General features: G+C 71.8%; 17 protein-coding genes and 1 pseudogene. 12 read left to right on the top strand and 6 right to left on the bottom strand.

The annotated features are described in order from the left end of the window. The first annotated feature begins 22 nt into the window (after positions 1-22). From ACSLTV_RS23265 to ACSLTV_RS23230, 8 genes and pseudogenes are all read left to right on the top strand, one after another. The gene (locus ACSLTV_RS23265; RefSeq protein WP_432136372.1) at positions 23-1156 is read left to right on the top strand and encodes a zinc-binding alcohol dehydrogenase family protein; all 1134 of its coding nucleotides are present in this window, start codon (positions 23-25) and stop codon (positions 1154-1156) included. Positions 1157-1178: 22 nt separating this feature from the next. Continuing rightward, a complete protein-coding gene (locus tag ACSLTV_RS23260) occupies positions 1179-2339 on the top strand; it encodes an acyl-CoA dehydrogenase family protein (RefSeq protein ID WP_435612813.1) in 1161 nt (386 codons plus the stop codon). A 583-nt stretch (positions 2340-2922) separates the two neighbouring features. Continuing rightward, positions 2923-3438: a toxin-antitoxin system HicB family antitoxin gene (locus ACSLTV_RS23255; protein ID WP_432136370.1), complete on the top strand. Its 516-nt coding sequence runs from the start codon at positions 2923-2925 to the stop codon at positions 3436-3438. An 82-nt stretch (positions 3439-3520) separates the two neighbouring features. Next, on the top strand, positions 3521-4363 hold the full coding sequence (locus tag ACSLTV_RS23250) for a DUF4097 family beta strand repeat-containing protein (protein WP_432136369.1): 843 nt from the start codon (positions 3521-3523) through the stop codon (positions 4361-4363). A 55-nt stretch (positions 4364-4418) separates the two neighbouring features. Then, a complete protein-coding gene (locus ACSLTV_RS23245) occupies positions 4419-5411 on the top strand; it encodes an ATP-binding cassette domain-containing protein (RefSeq protein WP_432136368.1) in 993 nt (330 codons plus the stop codon). Next, complete coding sequence (locus ACSLTV_RS23240; RefSeq protein ID WP_432136367.1) at positions 5408-6199, top strand: ABC transporter permease; 792 nt, start codon at positions 5408-5410, stop codon at positions 6197-6199. Before ACSLTV_RS23245 ends, ACSLTV_RS23240 begins: the two co-directional genes overlap by 4 nt. A 145-nt stretch (positions 6200-6344) precedes the next feature. Next, positions 6345-6434, top strand: a pseudogene (locus ACSLTV_RS23235) (transcriptional regulator); the annotation flags it as partial. 186 nt (positions 6435-6620) lie between these two features. Then, complete coding sequence (locus ACSLTV_RS23230) at positions 6621-7937, top strand: phytase (protein ID WP_435612812.1); 1317 nt, start codon at positions 6621-6623, stop codon at positions 7935-7937. Between the two features lie 14 nt (positions 7938-7951). Here the strand turns inward: ACSLTV_RS23230 and ACSLTV_RS23225 are convergent, their stop codons facing one another. From ACSLTV_RS23225 to ACSLTV_RS23210, 4 genes are all read right to left on the bottom strand, one after another. Continuing rightward, positions 7952-8344: a hypothetical protein gene (locus ACSLTV_RS23225; protein WP_432157278.1), complete on the bottom strand. Its 393-nt coding sequence runs from the start codon at positions 8342-8344 to the stop codon at positions 7952-7954. A 181-nt stretch (positions 8345-8525) separates the two neighbouring features. Then, positions 8526-9647 carry a sensor histidine kinase gene (locus ACSLTV_RS23220; RefSeq protein ID WP_432136364.1) on the bottom strand — a complete coding sequence of 374 codons (1122 nt, stop codon included), beginning with the start codon at positions 9645-9647 and terminating at the stop codon, positions 8526-8528. After that, complete coding sequence (locus tag ACSLTV_RS23215; RefSeq protein WP_432136363.1) at positions 9644-10324, bottom strand: response regulator; 681 nt, start codon at positions 10322-10324, stop codon at positions 9644-9646. The genes ACSLTV_RS23220 and ACSLTV_RS23215 overlap by 4 nt, the downstream gene beginning before the upstream one ends. 355 nt (positions 10325-10679) lie before the next feature. After that, complete coding sequence (locus ACSLTV_RS23210) at positions 10680-12407, bottom strand: phosphatidylglycerol lysyltransferase domain-containing protein (protein WP_432157279.1); 1728 nt, start codon at positions 12405-12407, stop codon at positions 10680-10682. A 583-nt stretch (positions 12408-12990) separates the two neighbouring features. Between ACSLTV_RS23210 and ACSLTV_RS23205 the strand changes: the two genes are divergently transcribed. Continuing rightward, positions 12991-13572 (top strand): TerD family protein, encoded by a 582-nt coding sequence (locus ACSLTV_RS23205; protein ID WP_432136361.1) that lies wholly within the window; start codon positions 12991-12993, stop codon positions 13570-13572. A 111-nt stretch (positions 13573-13683) separates the two neighbouring features. After that, on the top strand, positions 13684-14958 hold the full coding sequence (locus ACSLTV_RS23200) for a DUF418 domain-containing protein (protein ID WP_432157280.1): 1275 nt from the start codon (positions 13684-13686) through the stop codon (positions 14956-14958). 597 nt (positions 14959-15555) lie between these two features. Here the strand turns inward: ACSLTV_RS23200 and ACSLTV_RS23195 are convergent. Together ACSLTV_RS23195 and ACSLTV_RS23190 are read right to left on the bottom strand one after the other, a co-directional pair. Then, complete coding sequence (locus ACSLTV_RS23195; RefSeq protein ID WP_432157281.1) at positions 15556-17343, bottom strand: ABC transporter ATP-binding protein; 1788 nt, start codon at positions 17341-17343, stop codon at positions 15556-15558. Positions 17344-17747: 404 nt separating this feature from the next. Further along, entirely contained in the window at positions 17748-18887 is a 1140-nt protein-coding gene (locus ACSLTV_RS23190; RefSeq protein ID WP_432136358.1) for a PucR family transcriptional regulator, read from the bottom strand. 87 nt (positions 18888-18974) lie between these two features. Here ACSLTV_RS23190 and ACSLTV_RS23185 point away from each other — a divergent pair, with 87 nt between their 5' ends. Both ACSLTV_RS23185 and ACSLTV_RS23180 read left to right on the top strand, forming a co-directional pair. Beyond that, positions 18975-20030 (top strand): ferredoxin reductase, encoded by a 1056-nt coding sequence (locus tag ACSLTV_RS23185; protein ID WP_432136357.1) that lies wholly within the window; start codon positions 18975-18977, stop codon positions 20028-20030. A gap of 7 nt (positions 20031-20037) precedes the next feature. Beyond that, positions 20038-21156 (top strand): fatty acid desaturase family protein, encoded by a 1119-nt coding sequence (locus tag ACSLTV_RS23180; protein WP_432136356.1) that lies wholly within the window; start codon positions 20038-20040, stop codon positions 21154-21156. The last annotated feature ends 46 nt before the right edge of the window (positions 21157-21202 follow it).

The following is a 21202-nucleotide window of genomic DNA, read 5'->3' as shown; positions in this document are numbered from 1 at the left end:
CTGGGTCCTGCGCTCCGGCGCGGTGACCGGCCCTCACGACGGCAGTCCCGGCAACGCGCTGCGGCGCGACGTGTTCACCTTCGGCCCGCTGGAGGAGGGCGAGGCCCTGGTGGAGCCGATCCTGGGCTCCTGGGAGGCCAACGTCGACCACGCGCTGGCCCGTTCACCGATCGACGTGTGCAGCAGCCGCGGTGAGGACGCGGTGGTCGTCGGCAACATGGGAGTGGTCCGGGTGCTGCGGGTGAACGCGGGTGGCCGGGACGTCCGGGTCCGCGAGGGCGACCTGTGCATGCTGATGCCGTTCGGCAAGACCGACCGCTTCGGCTACGCCGAACTCGCCTACGCCTACGACGCCCCCCACACCATCGGCCTGCTGGCCAAGCGGTCGAAGATGGACGTGCGGGTGCTGCTGCCCATCCCCGACGGCACGGCCTACTCGCTGGCGCAGTGGGCCACCTACGGGCGCTTCTTCACCGCCTGGGACAACTGGCACAAGGCGTACGGCTGCTGGCGCACCCAGGTGGCCGACGACGACCCGGCGAACCACCTGGTGTTCGGCTGGGGCGGCGGGGTCGCCTTCGCCGAGCTGCTGCTGGCCAAGCGGGCCGGCTTCCGGGTGGCGATGACGGCGGGCTCGGACGAGCGCGTCGCGTTCCTGCGGGAGAACGGCATCACCCCGGTGGACCGCCGTCAGTTCCCCGACCTCTCCCTGCCGACCCGGGAGCAGCGCACGGACCGGGAACGCCACCAGCGGCGCCGTGACTCGGTGAAGAGGTTCCGCGGCCTGGTCGACGAGCTGAGCGACGGCCACGGGGTAGCGGTCTTCGTGGACAACATCGGCGAGCCCCTGTACGACATCACCCTGGCCGCGCTGGCCCGCGCGGGGGTCGTCACCACCTGCGGGTGGAAGGCGGGCATGCGCCTGACCCATCTGCGAGGCGCCGAGTCCATCAGCCGCCACATCCTGGTGAACACACATGTGTGGCAGTTGCAGGAGTCGCCCGCCATCCGCGACTTCCAGGAGGCCGAGGGCTGGATCGCGCCCAAGGGCTCGGAGGTCGTCTACGACTTCGACCGGGTGCCGGAACTGGCCGACGACTACGCCCACGGCAGGATCGCCTCGTACTTCCCGATGTACCACGTGAACCCGGTCTGACCGGCCCGAAGGAGAAGGTGCCATGACAGCGGAACTGCTCGCCCGGGTCCGGGACTTCGCCGCGACCGAGCTGGCCGGGAAGGACGAGCACTTCGACGGTCTGCCGGAGCAGCCCACCGTCGAGGCGTCCCGGCTGCACGATCTCGGCCTGGCCAACTGGTGGGTGCCACGGGAGTACGGAGGGGTGGGTCTGTCCGTGACGGACAGCGTCGACGTCGTGTCCGAACTCGCCTACGCAGACGCCGGGTTCGCCTTCGGCGCCTTCCTGCCGGTGCTGGGCGGCGTCATGCTGCAGCACTTCGGCGGCGAGGAGCTGGCCCGCCCCGCCCTGGAGGCCCTGGTGGCCGAGGGCGGCCGGATCGCCGTCCTCGGCAGTGAGGAAGAGGCCGGCAGCGAGCTGGTGAGGATCACCACCACCTTCCGCACGGAGGGCGACCGGCTGGTGCTCAGCGGCGACAAGTACTTCTCCACCAACACCGACACGGCCGGCCTGCTGCTGGTCCTCGCCCGGTCCGCCGACGACGCCGCGGACTTCGCGGTCGTCGCGGTACCGCGCGACACCCCCGGGGTCGAGATCGTCAAGCGCTGGGACCTGCTCGGCGTCCGGGGCGCCGGCACCTACCGGGTGCGCCTGGAGGACTGCTCCGTGCCCACCGCCCACCGCCTGCACGGCAGCGGGCTGCGCATCCTGGAGGCGAGCCTGAACGCGAGCCGCATCCTGATCGCGGCCTGCGCGGTGGGCATCGCCCGGCGCGTCAGGGACCTGGCGATGGACTACGCGGCGGCGAAGCGGCTCAGGGGCGCCCCGCTCACCGAGAACGCGGTGTTCGCGGGGAAGCTCGGGCAGGTGGAGACGCTGATCGACGTCATGCGCAACCAGTGCCGGGCCGCCGCGGCGGAGTTCGACGAGCTGCTGGTCGCGGCCGCGAGCGGGGGAACCGGTCTGCTCCGGGCCGGCACGCTCCGCTCCGCGCTGGCCGCCAAGCTCTTCTGCGGCCAGGCGGGCTGGGAGGTGGTGTCGACCGGCTCGGAACTGTTCGGCGGACTCGGCTACACGCAGGACCATCCGATCGGCAAACTCGTCCGCGACATGCGGTACGTGGCCATCGTCGAGGGCGGCGAGGACATCATGCGGGACCTGGTCTACGCCCGCTACGTGGTCCCCGCCCGCAAGCGCCGGTGAGCGGCGGGACTCCACGCCACCGGTGACGGCCGGGGCTCTCCCCGCCGCGCGCCCGTCGCCCGGAGGGCGGCCCGGACCGGTGCGACCGCGCAGACCCGCGGTCGCACCGGTCCGCCGCGTCCGCCGCGTGCTGTGCGCGGCCGGCTCGGTCGGCCACGACGGGGCCTCGGCCGGCCGCGATGACATACGTCCGGCCCATGGCCGCACCGGCCGACCGCCATGGCGTTCACCGGCCCCCGGCCGCCCGAGCGTGCCGCGCACCGCCCCCCTCCGGGGCAGCGGCGGCCCTGCCACCGCTGCCCGCACCGACGGACGGGCATCTCCGATGGCGTCTGCCACGCACTGCTCTGACATCACCAGGTGACACCGGCGGCATCATGCGGCGCCATCCGACGCCACTCGGAGCCACCAGAGGCCACCCGAACGGCCCGTCGGCGCCACGGCGCCCGGAGTGGTCGGTGACACCGTCCCTGCCGCTCACCTCGCCCTTTATCCCTGGGCAGAGCAGCCGCTCCGAGGCCTGTCCGCCCCGTAGTGCCGTTCTGTCTTGCGCGCGGCATCAAAGTGGTGCCATGATGACGGCATGGACCTCAGCCCGTATGTCGACACACTCCGCCGAGAACTCGCGGTGGCCGCCGAAGCCGGAGGGGAGGAAGCTCGCGAGCTCGCCGACCGGCTCACCGCACCGCTGGAGTCGGCGACCCGCCTGACCCTGCTCAACGTCCTGTCCGCCGCGATGGACGAGATCACGCGCGAGCTCGCCCCCGGCTCGGTCGACGTGCGGCTGCGCGGGCTGGAGCCCGACTTCGTCGTGACGCCCCCGCCCGCCCACGACGTCCCGGCAGAGCCGGTCAGGACCGTCGAACCACCCGTGGCACAGGCACCGGCCGACGCCGAGGGCGGCGGCCCCGCCCGTATCAACCTGCGCCTGCCTGCCCACCTCAAGGCCCGTGCCGAAGAGGCCGCGAACCGCGAGGGCCTGTCGGTCAACGCCTGGCTGGTCCGGGCGGTGGCGAGCGCCGTCGAGGGCGGCGCCCCGGCGCGCACGACGGAGAAGACCCGGACGGTCGGACAGAGTCTCACGGGCTGGGTGCGATAACCCCACCCGCGTCCGCACCGCACCACCCACACCACGTCCCGCCAGGAGGGACGGCCCGACGACCCACGAGGACAGTACCGCCATGCCTTCTTTCGACACGCCCGAACCCATCTCGGTCACCGCACACGTCTACTCCGGGTCGATCCGGTTCACCGCCGGCGACCGCACCGACACCGTGGTCGCGGTGGAACCCCGCGACCCCAAGCGCGACCAGGACGCGCGGGCGGCCGAGCAGACCGAGATCTCCTGCGCGAACGGCACCCTGACCATCAGGACGCCCAAAGCCAACCTCATCGGCCGCTCCGGCACCGTCGACGTGACCGTGGAGCTGCCGACGGGCTCGCACGTCGACGTCTCCGGCGCCGGTGTGGGACTGCTCGGCGAGGGCCGGCTCGGCGAGGTCCGCCTCAAGAGCTCGGCCGGCGACGTCCGGCTCGACACCACCGGGCCGCTCCACCTGACCGCCTCGCACGGCTCGGTCACCGTGGAACGGGTCGAGGGCATGGCCGAGATCACGACCAGCTCCGGCAGCCTGCGGGTGGGAGTCGTGGACGGCCCCGCCGTGCTGAAGAACTCCCACGGCCCCACCACCGTCGACGCCGTGACCGGCGAGCTGCGGGTGAACGGCGTCAACGGCGGCGTCGACATCGCGCGCGTCGAGTCGTCGGTCACCGGCACCACCACCAACGGCCACCTCCGGGTCGGCGACGTCGCCCGCGGCACCGTTCACCTGGAGACCGCCAACGGCCCGATCGAGGTCGGCATCCGCGAGGGCACCGCCGCCTGGCTCGACGTCAGCTCCAAGCGCGGCCAGGTACGCAACACGCTCGCCACCTCCGACGCGCCGCAGGAGACCGAGGAGACCGTCCGGGTCCACGCACGCTCCAACTGGGGCAACATCGACATCCGCCGCGCCCGGAGCTGAGCACCACCGCCCGCCGCTCATCCCCGTCACGACAGCCTCCGAAAGGGAGTGCTTCATGCCTTCTTCTGTCATGCCCGCGTCCAGGAAGGGTGAGAGCGTGCCGCCTCCGGCCGCCATCTCGGCCGTCGGGCTGCGCAAGTCCTTCGGTGACAAGACCGTTCTCGACGGCATCGACCTGCACATCCCGACCGGGTCCGTGTTCGCCCTGCTCGGGCCGAACGGCGCGGGCAAGACCACCGCTGTCAAGATCCTCTCCACGCTCATCACCGCCGACGCCGGTGAACTGCGCGTCGGCGGCCACGACGTCGGCACCGAGGCGCAGGCCGTACGCGCCGCGATCGGCGTCACCGGGCAGTTCTCCGCGGTCGACGGTCTGATCACCGGCGAGGAGAACATGCTTCTCATGGCCGACCTGCAGCACCTGCCCAAGCAGGAGGGCCGGCGGGTCGCCGCCGAACTGCTGGAGCGCTTCGACCTCACCGACTCGGCGAAGAAGCCCGCCTCGACGTACTCCGGCGGCATGAAGCGCCGTCTCGACCTGGCGATGACCCTGGTCGGCAACCCGCGGATCATCTTCCTCGACGAGCCCACCACCGGTCTCGACCCGCGCTCCCGGCACAGCATGTGGCAGATCATCCGCGAGCTGCTCGCCGACGGCGTCACGGTCTTCCTCACCACCCAGTACCTGGAGGAGGCCGACGAACTCGCCGACCGCATCGCGGTCCTGAACAACGGCAAGATCGCGGCCGAGGGAAGCGCCGAGGAACTCAAGCGGCTCATCCCCGGCGGGCACATCCGGCTCCGCTTCACCGACCCGGCGACCTACCAGACCGCCGTGGCCACCCTGACCGAGGCGGCCCGGGACGACGACGCGCTGGCCCTGCGCATCCCCAGCGACGGCAGCCAGCGCGAACTGCGCTCCATCCTCGACTGGCTGGACTCGGCCGGCATCGAGGCGGACGAGCTGTCCGTGCACACCCCCGACCTCGACGACGTCTTCTTCGCCCTGACCGGCGGCACCGACCAGCACAAGGAGGCTGCCCGATGAGCGCTCTGACCCTTGTCGTCCGCGACTCGAACACGATGCTGCGCCGCAACCTGCTGCACGCCCGGCGCTATCCGTCCCTCACCCTGAACCTGCTGCTCACGCCGGTCATGATGCTCCTGCTCTTCGTGTACATCTTCGGCGACGTGATGAGCGCGGGCATCGGCGGCGGTGGCGCGGACCGCTCCGAGTACATCGCCTACATCGTCCCCGGCATCCTGCTGATGACGATCGGCAGCACCGTGATCGGCGCCGCCGTGTCCGTCTCCACCGACATGTCCGAGGGCATCATCGCCCGCTTCCGGACGATGGCGATCCACCGCGGCTCGGTCCTCATCGGGCACGTGGTCGGCAGCGTCCTGCAGGTGCTCGCCAGTCTGGTCCTCGTCGGCGCGGTCGCCGCGGCCATCGGCTTCCGGTCCACCGACGCCACGGCGCTGGAGTGGCTGGCGGCGTTCGGACTGCTCGCGCTGTTCGCCCTGGCGCTCACCTGGATCGCCGTCGGCATGGGGCTGGCCAGCCCGAACGCCGAGGCGGCCAGCAACATGGCCATGCCGCTGATCCTGCTGCCGCTCATCTCCAGCGCCTTCATCCCGGCCGACACGATGCCGGGCTGGTTCCAGCCGATCGCCGAGTACCAGCCCTTCACGCCGGCCATCGAGACCCTGCGCGGCCTGCTCCTCGGCACCGAGATCGGCCACAACGGGTGGCTCGCCATCGCCTGGTGCGTGGGCCTGTCCGCCCTCGGCTACTTCTGGTCGAGGTCGCTCTTCGACCGCGACCCGCGGTAACCGGGCCGCCTCCGCGGACGAGCACACCCCGCTCCCGGGCGGCGCACACCGAGCCCACCTCGGCGCGCGCCGCCCTTCCGGCGTTCCGCCCGCCCGCCGGTGACGGCGCCCGGTCCGCCGGCAGCGGCCCTCTGCCGGGACACCTCTGGACCGCGAGGCGTTCGGACGGCGCATCGGATACTCGGCGGCGTCCACGGTCGCGTCGTACGAGCAGGGTCGGCGGATCCCCTCACCCGGGACCACGGTTCCAGCACGCTCCAGACCGACCCTCGGCCAGCGGCGCTCGCCGCCGCCCGTTAGGGGATCATCCGATCGCAGGCACGCCGCACCACGCCCTCACGTCCCGTTCATGATCGCGTCGCCACTGCTTCGCGAACCCTCCGTAGCGTTCACGGGGTCCACACCTCTACCGAGGAGTAACGTGAGCGTCTTCGCTCTCAGCAGCCTGACCGCACTCGCCACCGCGTTCACCCTGACCGCCGGCCCGGCGGCCCCGGTGCCCGTCACGGCCGCCGTGGAGACCCCCGCGGTCTACGACGACGAGGCGGGCGGCAACGCCGACGCCGACGACCCGGCCGTGTGGGTCGACCCGGAGAACCCCGGCCGCAGCATCGTCATCGGCACGCTGAAGGAGGCCGGCCTCGACGTCTACGGACTCGACGGCCGCCGCCTGCAGCACGTGGCCGCGCCCCAGGCCCCGGACGAGAACGCCAAGCCCGGCCGGTTCAACAACGTCGACATCGTCTACGGCTTCGAACTGGACGGCGAGGAGACGGACCTGGCCCTCGTCAGCGACCGGGGCCGCGACCGCATCCGCGCGTACGCCATCGACCCGGCCGCCGTCGCGGCCGGCAAGCCGCCGCTGAAGGACGTCACCGCCGCCGACGCCGCACCGGTCTTCGCCGCCGACGAGACGGAGGTCGACGACCAGCGCACCTCCTACGGCCTGACGGCCTTCAGCGATGACGACGACGCCTACGTGGTCGTCTCCCGGCGCGAGGAGACCCGCCTGCGCCTGCTCCGGCTGAAGGACGACGACGGGCGCGTCGCCTTCAGGACGGAGGACACCCTCGACCTGCCGGACACCTTCACCCTGCCCGACGGCACCGACTGGCGCCCGTGCGCGGACCCCGGTGAGAACCCCCAGGTCGAGGGCATGGCCGTCGACCTGGAGGAGCACGTTCTGTACGCCGCCCAGGAGACCGTGGGCCTGTGGCGGATCGAGCTCGACGACGAGGAGTTCGAGGACCCCGAGCTGATCGACCGCGTCCGCGAGTACGGCACGCCGTGGACGTACGACGCCGAGCAGGAGGAGTGCGTCCTCGACACGGACGACGACCCCGGCTTCGGCGGTGAGCACCTGAGTGCCGACGCGGAGGGCGTCGCCGTCTACCACGCCGAGGACGGCGCCGGTTACGTCCTCGCGTCCAGCCAGGGCGACAACACCTTCGCCGTGTACGAGCGCGACGGCGACAACGACTACCTCGGCTCGTTCGCCGTCACCGACGGCGCCACCGACGGCGTGCAGCACTCCGACGGCTCCACCGTCGTCAACGTCCCCCTGGGCCGGTCCTTCCCCAAGGGCCTGCTGGTCACCCACGACGGCGAGGCGACCCCGGCCGACGGCGACCGTGAGGGCACGAACTTCAAGTTCACCCGCTGGGACGCCGTGGCCGGCGCCTTCCCCGAGCAGCTCACGGTCGACACCGACTCCTTCGACCCCCGCGACGCGGACTGACCTCACCCGCCGGCTCACGCCGTCCGGCTCCGCGTCGCCCCGAACCGCCGCGCCGCGTGGTCCACCAGGGGGCGCCTGGGCAGCGGCACGGCCCGCGCCCCGCCCTCCGAGCCGGTACGGCACAGTCCGGCCCGTGCGGCGAACGCCTCCCCCACCGCGGGGAAGTCGTCGTCGCCGACGGCCGGTTCGTCGAAACTCGACCCGGCGGCGCGCCCCGTCCACCAGGAGGGGCGCGCCGTTGGCGACCCGCTCGACGGGCAGTCCGGCCCGGGGCTCGGCGAGGTGGGGCCGACAGCCCGCACGGCCGCCGCCCGCAGGCGACGCCCGGTCCGGACGTCACACATCCGGGTGGACGGGCGCCCGTGGACCAGACGGCCGGTGGTCTTGAGGCACCCGACCGTGCCCATGACATCGCACCTCAGTCGGCGTCGGCTGCTCGGCGCCGCCGCGGCGGCCGGCGTCGGTTTCCTGGCCACCGCCCCTCGGCACGAGCCGCGGAACTGGCCGAACGGGCCCGGACCGGATCGAGTTACGACAGCCTCGGTCTGGTGCTCCACGCGCGCTACGGGAACTCGCGTCGTCCGATGTTCAGTCGGGCCGGGCGGGGGCTCGTAGCTCGATCTTGTAACCGCCTTCCGGGGTGGGTCCGACGAGGAGGGTGCCGTCGAGGAGTTCGGCGCGTTCTTTCAGGCCGATGAGGCCGTGACGGGCGCTGGGGAGGGCGACGGTCGGGCGGGTGGGGGCGGTGTTGGTGACGGTGACGCCGAAGTGGTGTGCGTCGTGCCACAGGTGGACGTCGGTGCGGGCTCCGGGTGCGTGTTTGCGCACGTTGGTGAGGGCTTCCTGGATCGTGCGGTAGACGGTGCGCTGGGCTGTGGTGCTGATGTCGGCCGGGAGCTGTCCGGTCAGGGTGGTCTCGATGCCGCTGTTGGCGATGAGCTGCCGGAGGTCGGCGAGGGTGGGCTGGGGGGTGAGCTCGGTCGCCTTGCCGCCGGAGGCGCGGAGCAGGGTGACCATGTGGCGGAGTTCGTCGAGGGTGTTCGCGCTCAGGGTGCGGATGGTGCGGGCGGCGTCGCGGACGTCGGGGTCCTTGGCGGCCATCTGCAGGGCCCCGGCCTGGACGGCGATGAGGCTGACCTGGTGGGAGACGACGTCGTGCATCTCGCGGGCCAGCTGGGCGCGTTCGCGGGCGAGGACGGTCTGGGCGTAGAGGGCGCGCTCGTGTTCCCGGGCCTCCCTGACCTCGCCGAGTTGGCGGGCCACGTCGTGCCTGGCCTGCACGAGCTGGCCGAACAGGACGGGGGCGAAGGCCGTGGCCAGCGTGTAGACGAACTGGACGAGCGTCCAGGTCCGGTCCCCGTCGAACGCGTCGGACAACGGCCAGGCGAGCGTGCCCGCAGCGGCGTTCAGCAGCGCGCAGCCGACGAGCAGCGGGCGGTTGCGGGTGGACGCGGCCAGTGTGTACAGGGCGGCGATCGGGGCGACCGCGACGTCCATGAACAGGGTCATGGGCAGGGTCAGCAGGAAGACGGTCAGCGGGAAGCGCCTGCGCAGGAACAGTCCGGCGGAGCCCACGGCGGCGCAGGCCCACATCACAGGGGTGCCCTCGCCCAGGAGGTTGATCCAGGCGTCGAGCGCGGCCGGCATCACGAGCCCCGTGTCGACGGCCCAGGGCGGTACACGCCGCCACCACGCCCGGCCCGTGTTCATCGTCCGTTGTCCCGTGCCGTGTTGTCGTCGTTGTGGGTGAGCAGTCCTGCGCGCTCGGCGAGCAGTGCCGCCTGGACGCGGCTGGAGACCCTCAGCTTGGTCAGGATCGAGCTGACGTGGTCCTTGACGGTGCCCGCGCTCAGATGGATGCGGGTGCCGATGTCGGCGTTGGACAGTCCTTCGGCGACCAGGACGAGGACGTCGCGTTCCCGGTCGCTGAGCAGGCCGACGCGTGCGACGTCCGCGTCCTGGGGTGCTCCGCCCCCCGGGTGGTTGCGGAGCAGCGCGCGTGATGCCTTCGGCGACATGACGACGCCGCCCGCGGCCAGGGTGCGGACCAGCTGGGCGAGTTGTTCGGGCTCGGTGTCCTTGAGCAGGAAGCCGGCGGCTCCCGAGCGCAGGGCGGTGAGGATGTACTCGTCGGTGTCGAAGGTGGTCAGCATGGCCACGTGCGGTGGTTCGGGCAGCGTTTGGACCTGCCGCAGCACCGTCAGGCCGTCCACGTCCGGCATGCGGATGTCGAGGAGCACGACGTCCGGCCGCTCGCGCCGGATCACGTCGGCCGCCCGGGCTCCTTCGGCGGTCGCCACGACCTCGATGCCGTCGGACGCGTTGAGGATCATCTGGAAACCGGACCGCACCAGGGCCTCGTCGTCGACCACCACTACCCGGATCACCGGCGTCCCGCCTCACACTCTCGTCTGCGCTGTCCCGCTGCTCGGCGCCCCGTGCATCCGGGGGTCCCGCATGCGCGTACGGGTCCGCCCGACGTCGACCGTACGCCGGGCAGGGTACGTGGTGGAGTGATCACCCACGGACTGTGGACACCCGGCGGGTCGGCTCCGGCCGTTCGGGGGGTGCGCTCCGGCCGGTCGGCGGGGCGGCGGGCGAGGCTCGGCGGATGGCGCCCGCCTGAGCGGCGGCCCGGTGCGGGCGAGGACGGTACGCCGTCCTCGCCGGGCGAGCCTCGGCCGGAGCACTCGCGGGGACCAGGGGATGTGAGGGGGCGGCCCGTGAGCGAGGCGCCGCACATCAGGCGGCGCGCGATCGCCGCCGGAAGAGGGCGGGCAGTCCCGGCGTCATGACGAAGCCCTCCGCGCGGGCGGCGGCCAGCGCGATCCGCGGCAGTTCGCCGCTCTTCTGGAAGAGGACGAAGCGGGGTTCCCAGACCGGCCGGTACTTGGCGTTCGCCCGGTACAGCGATTCGATCTGCCACCAGCGGGAGCAGAACCCCAGGGTGGTTCGCCACAGCCGCAGGACGGGTCCGGCGCCCAGGCGGTCTCCGCGCTCGAAGACCGACCGGAACATCGCGAAGTTCAGCGAGACCCGGGCCAGTCCCACGTCGTCCGCCTGCCGTAGCAGTTCGATCACCATGAACTCCACCAGGCCGTTGTCGCTGGCGCGGTCCCGGCGCATCAGGTCGAGCGAGAGCCCCTTGCTTCCCCAGGGAACGAAGCTGAGCAGCGCGCGCAGTTGGCCGTGGGCGTCGTGGCACTCGACCATCACGCAGCGTCCGTCGTCCGGCGATCCGAGCCTGCCGAGCGCCATCGAGAAGCCGCGTTCGGTCGCCCCGTCGCGCCAGCGGTCGGCATCGGCCACCAGACGGGCCATCTCCGGCTCGGGTATGTCCTCGTGGCGGCGCACCCGCACGCTGTGGCCGGCGCGCCGGACCCGGTTGTGCGCCTGACGGACCCCGCGCATCGCGCGTCCTTCCAGGGTGAAGTCCGCGACCTCCACGACGGCCTCGTCGCCCAGTTCGAGGGCGCTCAGACCGTGGCGTCCGTAGATCACTCCCGCTTCCTCGGACGCCCCCATCACGGCCGGGACCCAGGCGTGCGCCCGTGCGTCGGCAAGCCAGGCGTCGATGGCGCCGGGCCATGCCTCGGGGTCTCCGACGGGGTCGCCGGAGGCCAGGGAGACGCCGTTGACCACGCGGTAGGTCACGGCCGCCTTGCCGCTCGGGGAGAAGACGGCCGCCTTGTCGCGGCGCAGGGCGAAGTAGCCCAGGGAGTCCCGCTCACCGTGCCGGTCGAGAAGGGTGCGCAGCCGGGCCTCGTCGTCCTCGGTCAGCATCACCCGGCCCCGGGGGCTGCGGAACGCCACGTACAGCACGCTCAGGAACACGAGCGCCGCCGTCACGTTGAGCGTCCCGTCGACCCAGCCGGGCACCTGGATGAGGCGGGCGGCCTTCTCGGACGGGTCCAGCGTGACGAAGCGGGACAGGACGTAGCCGAGGCGATCGGACAGATCGGCTCCCACCCCGGTGCCGGTCGCCTGCACCAGCGCCACCCCCAGCGCGCTGCCGAGCGCCACACCGCCGGCCAGGGTCGCGAGCGCGGTCCGCGGGTTGGAACGGTCGCCCTTCGACGTGAACTCCGTACGCCCCACGAGCAGCGACAGCAGGAAGAGGGCGGTCAGCGCGGCGGACGCCCAGTTGACCCAGTGGTGGCGGAAGCCGAGGTCCTCACCGGGCAGGAGCATCCAGAGGACCATGACCGACAGGGTCAGTGCCGAGAGGACCGTGTTGAAGATCCAGGCCGCGCGCTTGCGCCTGCGCATGGCGACGGCCAGGTACAGGGCGAGGATCGCGGACACCAGACCGGCGGTGAGCAGGTACGGGGTGAAGTACTCGCCCTCGTTGTGTTCCCGCACCCCGTCGCGCAGGGGAACGGACAGCACCGCCGGCACATTGAGCAGAGCCATGAAACGCAGGTACCAGACGCTCGCTGTGGCCGCCGCGCGCCGGCACCGTGGTGTCATCACGGTCGGGTGAGGCTTCACGGCGGCGGTCGGCGGAGTCGTGGATGGAGTCACGTCCACGACACTCGTGAGGATCCTGAGGACTCACCACCCGGCAACCGGCCACACGTACCCCGCCGGGTGGCGGGGGTGCCGCGGCGGAGACGTTCCCGGTCTGTGACCGCCACCGAGCGGCGGGTGGTCCTCCCGCCGCATGGCGGGGGGCGACCGGTCACCCGTCGGATGCCGCCGGGCCGAAGCGTCGACGAGGTTGGGGATACGCAAGCCGGGGCGCCGTGAGCGTCGGCCCTGTCCGACGGACGGATGATCCCGTGTCCGCTCGCCGTGGCCGTGCGCCGGCCAGGAGCAGAGGCAAGGAGCACCCCATGTCGGCCACCAGCCGGACCTGAGGCGGTGCCTCCGGCCTCGCCGGTACCGCCCAGGACTTCGGCGTCGGCCTCTGGCTCCAGGACACCGGTCCCGCCCCCTCCCCGCCGCCCTCGCGTGGACATCCCCTCCGCGCGCGGGCGGCGGTTCCTGTCTGCCGGCCGTCCCGTTCGGGCCCGGCCACGTCCTTCGCCTCGACCCACACCGGGAGTGCTTCATGTCCGTCAATCTCACCAAGGGCCAATGGATCAGCCTGACCAAGCTCGACACGACCCCCCTCAGCCACGTGCGGATGGGGCTGGGCTGGCAGGCGAGGACGCGTACGGGCTTCCTCGGCAGACTGATGGGCGCCACGGCGATCGACCTCGACGCTTCCGCGGTCCTGTACGCGGGCCGGCGAGTCGTGGAGGTCGTCTACTTCCAGCACCTGACCGGCATCTTCGGTGCCGTGAAGCACTCCGGCGACAACCGCACCGGCGGCGACGGTCCGGGGGACGACGAGGCCATCACGGTCGACTTCACGCGGATGCTGTCGGAAGTGGACCAGATCGTCTTCACCGTGAACTCCTTCACCGGCGCGACCTTCGACGAGGTCGAGAACGCCTACTGCCGCCTGGTGGACGAATCGACGGGGGCCGAACTCGCCCGCTACACCCTGTCCGGCGGCGGCTCCCACACCGCCCGGATCATGGCCAAGATCTCCCGCGTCAGCGGAGCGTGGCAGCTGACCGCCATCGGCGAACCCGCCTCCGGGGCCACCTTCCAGGACCTCCTGCCCGCCATCGACCGCCACCTCTGATCCGTCCGTCCCGGCCCGCCGGTCGGCGGGGGTGGTCCCGGCCGGTCGGCGGGGATGCCACCGAAGCCTGCCGGATGGTCACCGTCCGTACCGCATCGGGAGATTCCTCGTATGACACAGATGCAGCCGTCGCAGGCGATGCCGACTCCGCAGGGAACCTCGCCACCAGGACTCCGCACCTCGCCCGAGTCCGCCGGGAAGCCTTCGACGGGTCGCCTGGTCGGCGTGGACCTGGCCCGCGCGCTCGCGGTGTTCGGTATGTACGTCGTGCACATCGGCCCGCCGCTCGAGGCCACGGCCGGGGTCGGCACCTGGGTGCGGTTCCTGGCCGACGGGCACTCGTCGGTCCTGTTCGCCACCCTCGCCGGGTTCTCGCTGATGCTGATCGCCGGCCGCCGCGAGCCGAAGACCGGCCTGGCCGGCCGGCAGGCGAAGGCCCGGGTCGCGATCCGCGCCGTGGTCCTGCTGGCCCTGGGCAGCGTGCTGGCGATCGAATACGGGGACGTCATCATTCTCGGCTTCTACGGCGTGTACTTCCTCCTCGCCCTGCCCCTGCTGCGGCTGTCCGCGAGGACACTGGCGCTCACCGCGGCCGGGCTCGCGCTCGTCACACCCCAGCTGGCGTTCGTGCTGCGCACGTGGCTGGGCGAATCGGTCCAGCAGAGCGTCAACGCCTACGACCCGCTCGAGAAGCTCAACGGCGTGGGAGTGATCGATCTGCTGCTCACGGGCCTCTATCCGACGATCACGTGGATGCCGTTCGTGATCGCCGGTATGGCGCTGGCCCGCCTCGACCTGTCGGCCGTCCCCGTCCGGCGTCGCCTGGCCGCCCTCGGCGCCGCCCTCACCGTGGCCGCGTACGGTCTGTCGTTGCTGCTGGCGGGCAAGGACGCGGTGTTCGCGGGAACCGGTGGGTCGTCCGCCGGCTCCGGGTCCTGGTCCGGCGGCTCCGGGGCCGCTTTCAGCGGTTCCGGATCGGGGCCCGGCGGCAGCGGCTCCAGCGATCAGCTCCTGTCGTCCGCCTCGGACCTCCTGGGTGCCGGCCCGCACACCGGCACCACGTTCGACATCATCGGCAGCGTGGGCGTCGCGATCCTCGTGATCGTGGGCGCGACGGTGCTGATGGACCGCGTGGCGCGTCTGCGCCGTCTGGCGAAGCCGGTCATCGCCGTGGGCACCATGTCCCTGACGGCGTACGTCGGTCACTTCCTCGCACAGTCCGCGTGGCCCGCTTCCGGCTCCGGCACGACGACGTCGTGGGTCCCCGTGCTCACATACATCCTGTGCGCGATCGTGTTCGCCGCGGTCTGGTCCCGGTTCTTCCGCCGCGGACCGCTGGAGGCGCTGCTCAACGCCGCCACCAAGCCGGCGAAGTACGTGCGTTGACGCCGGCCGGGGCGGGCGGTCTTCGATGGCCCGCCCCGGCTCCGACGGCCCTCGCCGCCGCTCACATCGACCGTCCGGCCTCTGGCACCCGCCGGACGGCTGAAACAGGCCCGGAGCGGCTCGGACGGGAGCGCGCGCCGCCGCCGTCCACGGACGGCGGATCTCAGGGTCGGATACGGCGGCGCTCCGGCCGGGCTCACGAAGCCCCGTCGAGCGTGCTTCCCGCCCGGCAGGGCCCGGCCCGCGCAGGCACCTGGCAGCGCCGTGCCCTTCGGCGTGAAGGCACTGGCGGTGGACGTGGCCCTCGGTTCCCCGCTCGCATGGCTGATGATCACGGCCGATCGCAGGCAGTGGATGACCGGACAGTCCGGGGACGCGGAACACACCGCCGGCCGATGCCCTTCCGCATCGGGCTGAGCGGGCGGCCGTCCGCCCTGTTCCGCGGGACCACCGCCTGGTGACGCGCGGCACTGTCCTCAGCCTCACGCGCCGCCGGTGCGCCGGGTATCCGACGGCTGTCCGGCGCCACTCAGCCACTCAGCCGCTCAGCAGGGCTGCCCCCGCCATGCGGCGGGGGCAGCCTGTGGTGCACTCGGCTCACCCGCCGGGACGCCCGGTGGGGAGCAGGAGCTGGGTCGCGGCGAGCTGGGCGTACAGTTCGTCCTCGGCCACCAGCTCCTCGTGGGTGCCGATCGCCCGGACCGCGCCGGCGTCCATGACGACGATGCGGTCCGCGTCCGTCACCGTGGACAGGCGGTGCGCCACCACCAGGACGGTGGTCTCGCGTGCCGTCTCCGCGATGACGTCCCGCAGCGCCAGCTCGTTGACCGCGTCGAGCTGTGAGGTCGCCTCGTCCAGGAGCAGCAGCCGGGGCCTGCGCAGCAGGGCGCGGGCGATCGCGACGCGCTGGCGTTCGCCGCCGGACAGCTTCGAACCGCGGTGCCCCACCAGGGTGTCCAGGCCGTGCGGGAGACGGTCGACGAGGGTGTCGAGCCTGGTCCGGACGAGGACGGCGCGGATGTCGTCGTCCGTCGCGCCGGGCGCGCTGAAGACCAGGTTCTCCCGCAGCGTGCCGGCCAGAACCGGTGCGTCCTGCTCGACGTACCCGATGACGGACCGCAGCTCGGACAGCGGCCACTGGCGTATGTCCTGGCCGTCGACCAGGATGCGCCCGCCGGTCGTCTCGTAGAACCGCTCGATGAGCGAGAAGACCGTCGACTTACCCGCACCCGAGGGCCCGACGAAGGCCGTCATCCCGGCGCCCGGCACCTCGAAGTCCACCCGGCGGTGGATGTCGGGCAGCCCGGGCCCGTAGCGGAAGGACACGTCCTCGAAGCGGACCGACGCCGGACGCCCCTCGGTCCGCACCGGCTTGTACGTGGCCGGCGGCTCGGCCGCCAGACGGTCGACTTCCTCGATCCGGGAGATCGCGGCCGCGCCCTCCTGGTACGCGGAGGCGGCCTCGACCAGCTTGTACACCGGCTCCATCAGGTAGAACAGGTACAGCAGGAAGGCGATCAGCGTGGAGACGGGGATCTCCCCGGACGCCACCCGTGCCCCGCCGACCGCGAGCACCGCGAGGAACGCCAGCTCGACGGCGAGGTTGTCCGCGGTACCCAGCAGGGCCTCCCACTTCGCGCCCCGCACGCCGTGGCGCCACGCACGCCGGGCCGACGCCTCGACGCGGGCGGTCTCCCGCGCCTCGGCGCCGGATGCCTTCACCGTGCGGAACGCGCCGAAGACCCGCTCAAGGCCGGTGGACATCTCCCCGACCGCGGCCTGGGAGCGCTCGGCGGCCTGCCCGATCTTCGGCATCACCAGGGCGGCGCACGCCCCGACGACCGCGACCACGAGGAGGGTGACGCCGAGCAGGACGGCGTCCAGGAACGCCATCACCACGACCGCCGCGATCAGCGTCAGCGCCCCGGTCGCGGCGTTGACCACCGCCTGGGTGCTGACGGCCCGCAGCAGCGTGGTGTCGGACGTCACCCGCGACATCAGATCGCCCGGCTGCATCCGGTCCACAGCGGAGAGCCGCAGCCGCAGCAGCCGGCCGATCAGGCTGCGGCGAGCGGCCAGCACGACCGACTCGGCCGTCCGCTCCAGCACATAGGCGCCGAACGCCTCGGCCACCGTGCTCAGCAGCACCAGCACGGTCAGCGCCAGCAGTACGGTCGCGAGCGTGCCGCCGGACGAGAGCCGGTCGACCAGCGTCTTCGTGGCCAGCGGCTGGAGCAGTCCGCCGACTGCCCCCGCCAGCGCCAGCAGCAGACCGAGTACGACGGTCCAGCGGTGCGGGCGGACATAGCCGTACAGCGCCCGGAGCGTCGCACGGACGCGCAGGGACTCGCCATCCGTCGCCTCCGGGGCGGATGCGGTGCTCACAGAGTTCCCTTTCTACGTGGCCTGCCCCGCACACGGTCAGCGATGGGACGGCATCGGCCCGCTGAGTACGACGGGTCATGCCCAGCCTGGAACCTCGGTCGCTCCGTCGGCCATCCGGCGATCGACGGGTGGACCCCCGCCAAGTGGCTGGAACAGCCGGCCCATGGTGTGACCAGAGGACCCCAGCGCTGGCCCGACGTGGTGGAGCGGTCTCCGTCAGCCGGCCTGCTGCACCATGATCGCCCCGCTCACCCGGACCGTCCCGGCTTCAAGACCGTCCAGGTGGATGGACACCTGGGCACGAGAGCCGCCCCCAGGCCGAACCCGGAGACGCGGTGCCCGCGGGCGACCGCGCGCATGACGCCGGGATCCGCCCGGGAGTGTATGGACGGTCGAAGCACGCGTCAGCTGACCGGAAGACCGACCGCCAGCGTCAGTTCAAGGACCCGGTGTGGCGATGCGAGATCCGGAAACAGCTCCCGCAGCTGCGACATCCGGTACCGGACTGTCTGGGGATGGACGAACAACGCCGCCGCCACCTCGTCCCGCTTGCCCTGGTGCAGCAACCACTCCCGCAACGTCTCCTCCAGCCGCCGTGCGGTCGCGACGGGCAAGGTCCGCAACGGTGCGAGGGCTCGGGCCCGCAGGTCCGCGAACGCGTCCATGTCGGCGCTCAGCACCAGCTCAGGCAGGTGGTCCTCCGTGTCGCGAATATCGACGGAGAGGGAGCGCGCGCGTACGGCTCGTGCGTACGAGGCGGACGCCCGAGTCCAAGGCCGGGCCGGGCCGACCACGGCGGTGCGGTCGGTCAGCTGCCGCAGGAGATGTGATCGGTCGGCATCGGGTACGAGCAGCACACCGGTGGCGTCCGGCAGATCGTCGAGGACGAGGGTTCCCGGGTCGAGCGCGCGGTAGGCAGGCCGGGCCTGGGCGGCGGGCAGCAGGACCGCGGTCAGCGAAACCGGAGGCTGCCACCCGGCCCGTTGGGCAGAGGCCAGCAGCACATCCGGGCTCGCGCCGCCGAGAAGGTCGCGGGCCAGGTGTTCCAGGTGGAGCTCGTGGGCCCTGCCCCGGGCAGCCAGTTCGTCGGCGTGGCCCGCGGCGCTCGCGGCGGAGAGCTCGTCGATGTAGGCGAAGGTCAGCTCGGCGAACTTGGCGACCTCGGCGGCGGGCAGACCTGCGGGTACGGCACCCGCTGCCAGGCATCGCCAGGCCACGCGGGCGCCGACGCGGTAGGCGCTGAGCAGGGCGTCCATCGAACGGCCGTCGCGCACCTCACCGCGGCCCAGCTCGTAGGCCGCGTCACCGGCGTCGCCGCCCGTGGCGTTCCCGCTCGCGAGGTCCAGGTAGTGCCCCAGGGCGGTGCGCACGGCTCGGCGGATGGTGGCGCCCATGTGACCCGACAGGGCGTTGGCGTAGGGAGGGACCTCGTCGATGATGGCCTGGACGACCTCGTCAGCGGTGGTCTTCAGCGCGGCCCGAAGTGCTGTGACCGTCGTCTCGTCCAAGGCCAGTTCGCTGGCCCTCCGGATTGCTTGGCTCACGTCTTTGTTCCTTGCGAACAATTCATCCGACCAGATTCACGTCCTGCGGTCAGGACTTTACGCCTCGCGGCACAGCAAGCTGGAGCCATGACGAGCGCAGCCCTCCGCAGCGGGGCGTGGAAACTGCTGGAGATGGTCACGACGCCGCTGCTGCCGTCGGACTACCTCGACCTGGTCAGCCCACTGCGTGCGGGCGCTGACCTGCGGGGACGTATCGAGGCGGTGCACCCCGAGACGGGTGACGCCGCGACCGTCGTGATCAGGCCGGGCCGGGGCTGGCGCGGCCACACAGCCGGTCAGTACGTGCGGATCGGGGTCGACGTCGACGGCGTACGCCTGTGGCGTGCCTACTCCCTCACATCGCCGACAAACCGCCCGGACGGCCGCGTCACGATCACCGTGAAGGCGATCCCGGACGGCAAGGTCAGCAACCACCTGGTCCGCAGGGTGAAACCGGGCACGTTGATCCAGCTCGACCAGGCGACCGGAGACTTCGTACTGCCGCGGGCCAAGCCCGCCAAGGTGCTCTACCTGACGGCCGGCAGCGGCATCACGCCCGTGATGGGCATGCTGCGCGACACCGAGTTCGACGACGTCGTCATGGTCCACTGCGCGCCACAGCCGCAAGACGTGATCTTCCGCGACGAACTGCACGACCTGGTCGCGGACAAGAAGCTGCGGCTCACCGAGGTGCACACCGACACAGACGGCATGCTCGACATCGCCCGTCTCGACGAACTCGTGCCCGACTGGGCCGAGCGCGAGACCTGGGCTTGCGGGCCCGCGGGCCTGCTCGACGCCGCCGAAGAGCACTGGAGAGAGCACGGCGTCCAAGAGCGCCTGCACACCGAACGCTTCCGCCCCGGCATCGTCGTCGCCGGCGACGGCGGCGAGGTCACGTTCAGCGCCACCGGCAAGACCGTCGACGCGGACGGCGCCACGCCGTTGCTGGACGTCGGCGAGGAGGCCGGCGTGCTCATGCCCTCCGGGTGCCGCATGGGCATCTGCTTCGGCTGCGTCACGCCGCTCAAGGCGGGTGCCGTCCGCGACCTGCGCACCGGCGAGATCACCGAGGCCGAGCCGGGTGTCCTCATCCAGACCTGTGTGTCCGCCGCCGCGGGCCCCTGCGACATCGAACGGTAGGAACACCTTGACCGCTATCGACCCCACCGCCCACCTGACCGCGGAGCAGATCGAGGAGCTCGGCCGCGAGCTGGACGCGATCCGCGACGAGGTGATCGCCGGCCGCGGCGAGAAAGACGCCGCCTACATCCGTAAGGTCATCTCGGCGCAGCGCAAGCTCGAACTGGTCAGCAGGGGTGTGCTCCTGTTCTCGATCTTCCCGCCCGCGTGGCTGATCGGCACCGCCGGCCTGTCCGTGGCGAAGATCATGGACAACATGGAGATCGGCCACAACATCCTGCACGGCCAGTGGGACTGGATGCGGGACCCGAAGATCCACTCCACCACCTGGGACTGGGATCACGTCTCGCCGGCCGACCAGTGGAAGCACTCGCACAACGAGCTGCACCACACGTACACCAACGTGATCGGCAAGGACAACGACCTCGGCTACGGCATCATGCGCGTCGACGAGGACCAGAAGTGGCACCCGTTCCACCTCGGCCAGCCGCTGTGGAACTTCATCAACGCCTGCTTCTTCGAGTACGGCATCGCGGCGTACGACCTGGAGCTCGGCAAGAACCTCAACAAGCGCCGCCGCAAGAACCCGGAGTTCCGCGCGCGGGCCAGGGCCGTGGGCCGCAAGATCCGCAAGCAGGTACTCAAGGACTACGTGATCCACCCGCTGCTGTCGGGCCCGTCGTTCCTCCCCACGCTCGCCGCCACGTTCACCGCGAACCTGGTCCGCAACCTCTGGTCCCACTCGGTGATCATGTGCGGGCACTTCCCCGAGGGCGTGAAGGTCTTCGAGCGCCGGTCGATCAAGGGCGAGACGCGCGGCCAGTGGTACCTGCGCCAGATGATGGGCTCGGCGAACATCAGCGGCAGCAAGGCCATGCACTTCATGACCGGCAACCTGTCGCACCAGATCGAGCACCACCTGTTCCCGGACCTGCCGAGCAACCGGTACGCCGAGGTCGCGGTGAAGGTGCGCGCGCTGTTCGAGAAGTACGAGCTGGAGTACGTCACCGGGCCACTGCCCAAGCAGGTGTTCTCCGCGTGGCACAAGGTCTTCCGGCTCTCGCTGCCGAACAAGAAGACCAAGGCCGAAACGCCGGACCACGAGCAGGAGCTCGTCGCCGCCTGATTCCCTGTACTGGTTCAGATCTTCCGGCCGTACCGGCGCCACCGCC

Source organism: Streptomyces sp. bgisy159 (assembly GCF_965341775.1).
GTDB lineage: Bacteria > Actinomycetota > Actinomycetes > Streptomycetales > Streptomycetaceae > Streptomyces.
The sequence above is the reverse complement of the archived record's forward strand: the minus strand, read 5'-3'. Positions and strand labels throughout refer to the sequence as shown.

Coding starts and splice junctions, on each gene's coding strand:
- ACSLTV_RS23185 (WP_432136357.1), top strand. CDS start 18,975: ATGACGAGCGCAGCCCTCCGCAGCGGGGCGTGGAAACTGCTGGAGATG.
- ACSLTV_RS23200 (WP_432157280.1), top strand. CDS start 13,684: ATGACACAGATGCAGCCGTCGCAGGCGATGCCGACTCCGCAGGGAACC.
- ACSLTV_RS23260 (WP_435612813.1), top strand. CDS start 1,179: ATGACAGCGGAACTGCTCGCCCGGGTCCGGGACTTCGCCGCGACCGAG.
- ACSLTV_RS23255 (WP_432136370.1), top strand. CDS start 2,923: ATGGACCTCAGCCCGTATGTCGACACACTCCGCCGAGAACTCGCGGTG.
- ACSLTV_RS23225 (WP_432157278.1), bottom strand. CDS start 8,344: ATGGGCACGGTCGGGTGCCTCAAGACCACCGGCCGTCTGGTCCACGGG.
- ACSLTV_RS23240 (WP_432136367.1), top strand. CDS start 5,408: ATGAGCGCTCTGACCCTTGTCGTCCGCGACTCGAACACGATGCTGCGC.
- ACSLTV_RS23205 (WP_432136361.1), top strand. CDS start 12,991: ATGTCCGTCAATCTCACCAAGGGCCAATGGATCAGCCTGACCAAGCTC.
- ACSLTV_RS23245 (WP_432136368.1), top strand. CDS start 4,419: ATGCCTTCTTCTGTCATGCCCGCGTCCAGGAAGGGTGAGAGCGTGCCG.
- ACSLTV_RS23220 (WP_432136364.1), bottom strand. CDS start 9,647: ATGAACACGGGCCGGGCGTGGTGGCGGCGTGTACCGCCCTGGGCCGTC.
- ACSLTV_RS23250 (WP_432136369.1), top strand. CDS start 3,521: ATGCCTTCTTTCGACACGCCCGAACCCATCTCGGTCACCGCACACGTC.
- ACSLTV_RS23210 (WP_432157279.1), bottom strand. CDS start 12,407: ATGACACCACGGTGCCGGCGCGCGGCGGCCACAGCGAGCGTCTGGTAC.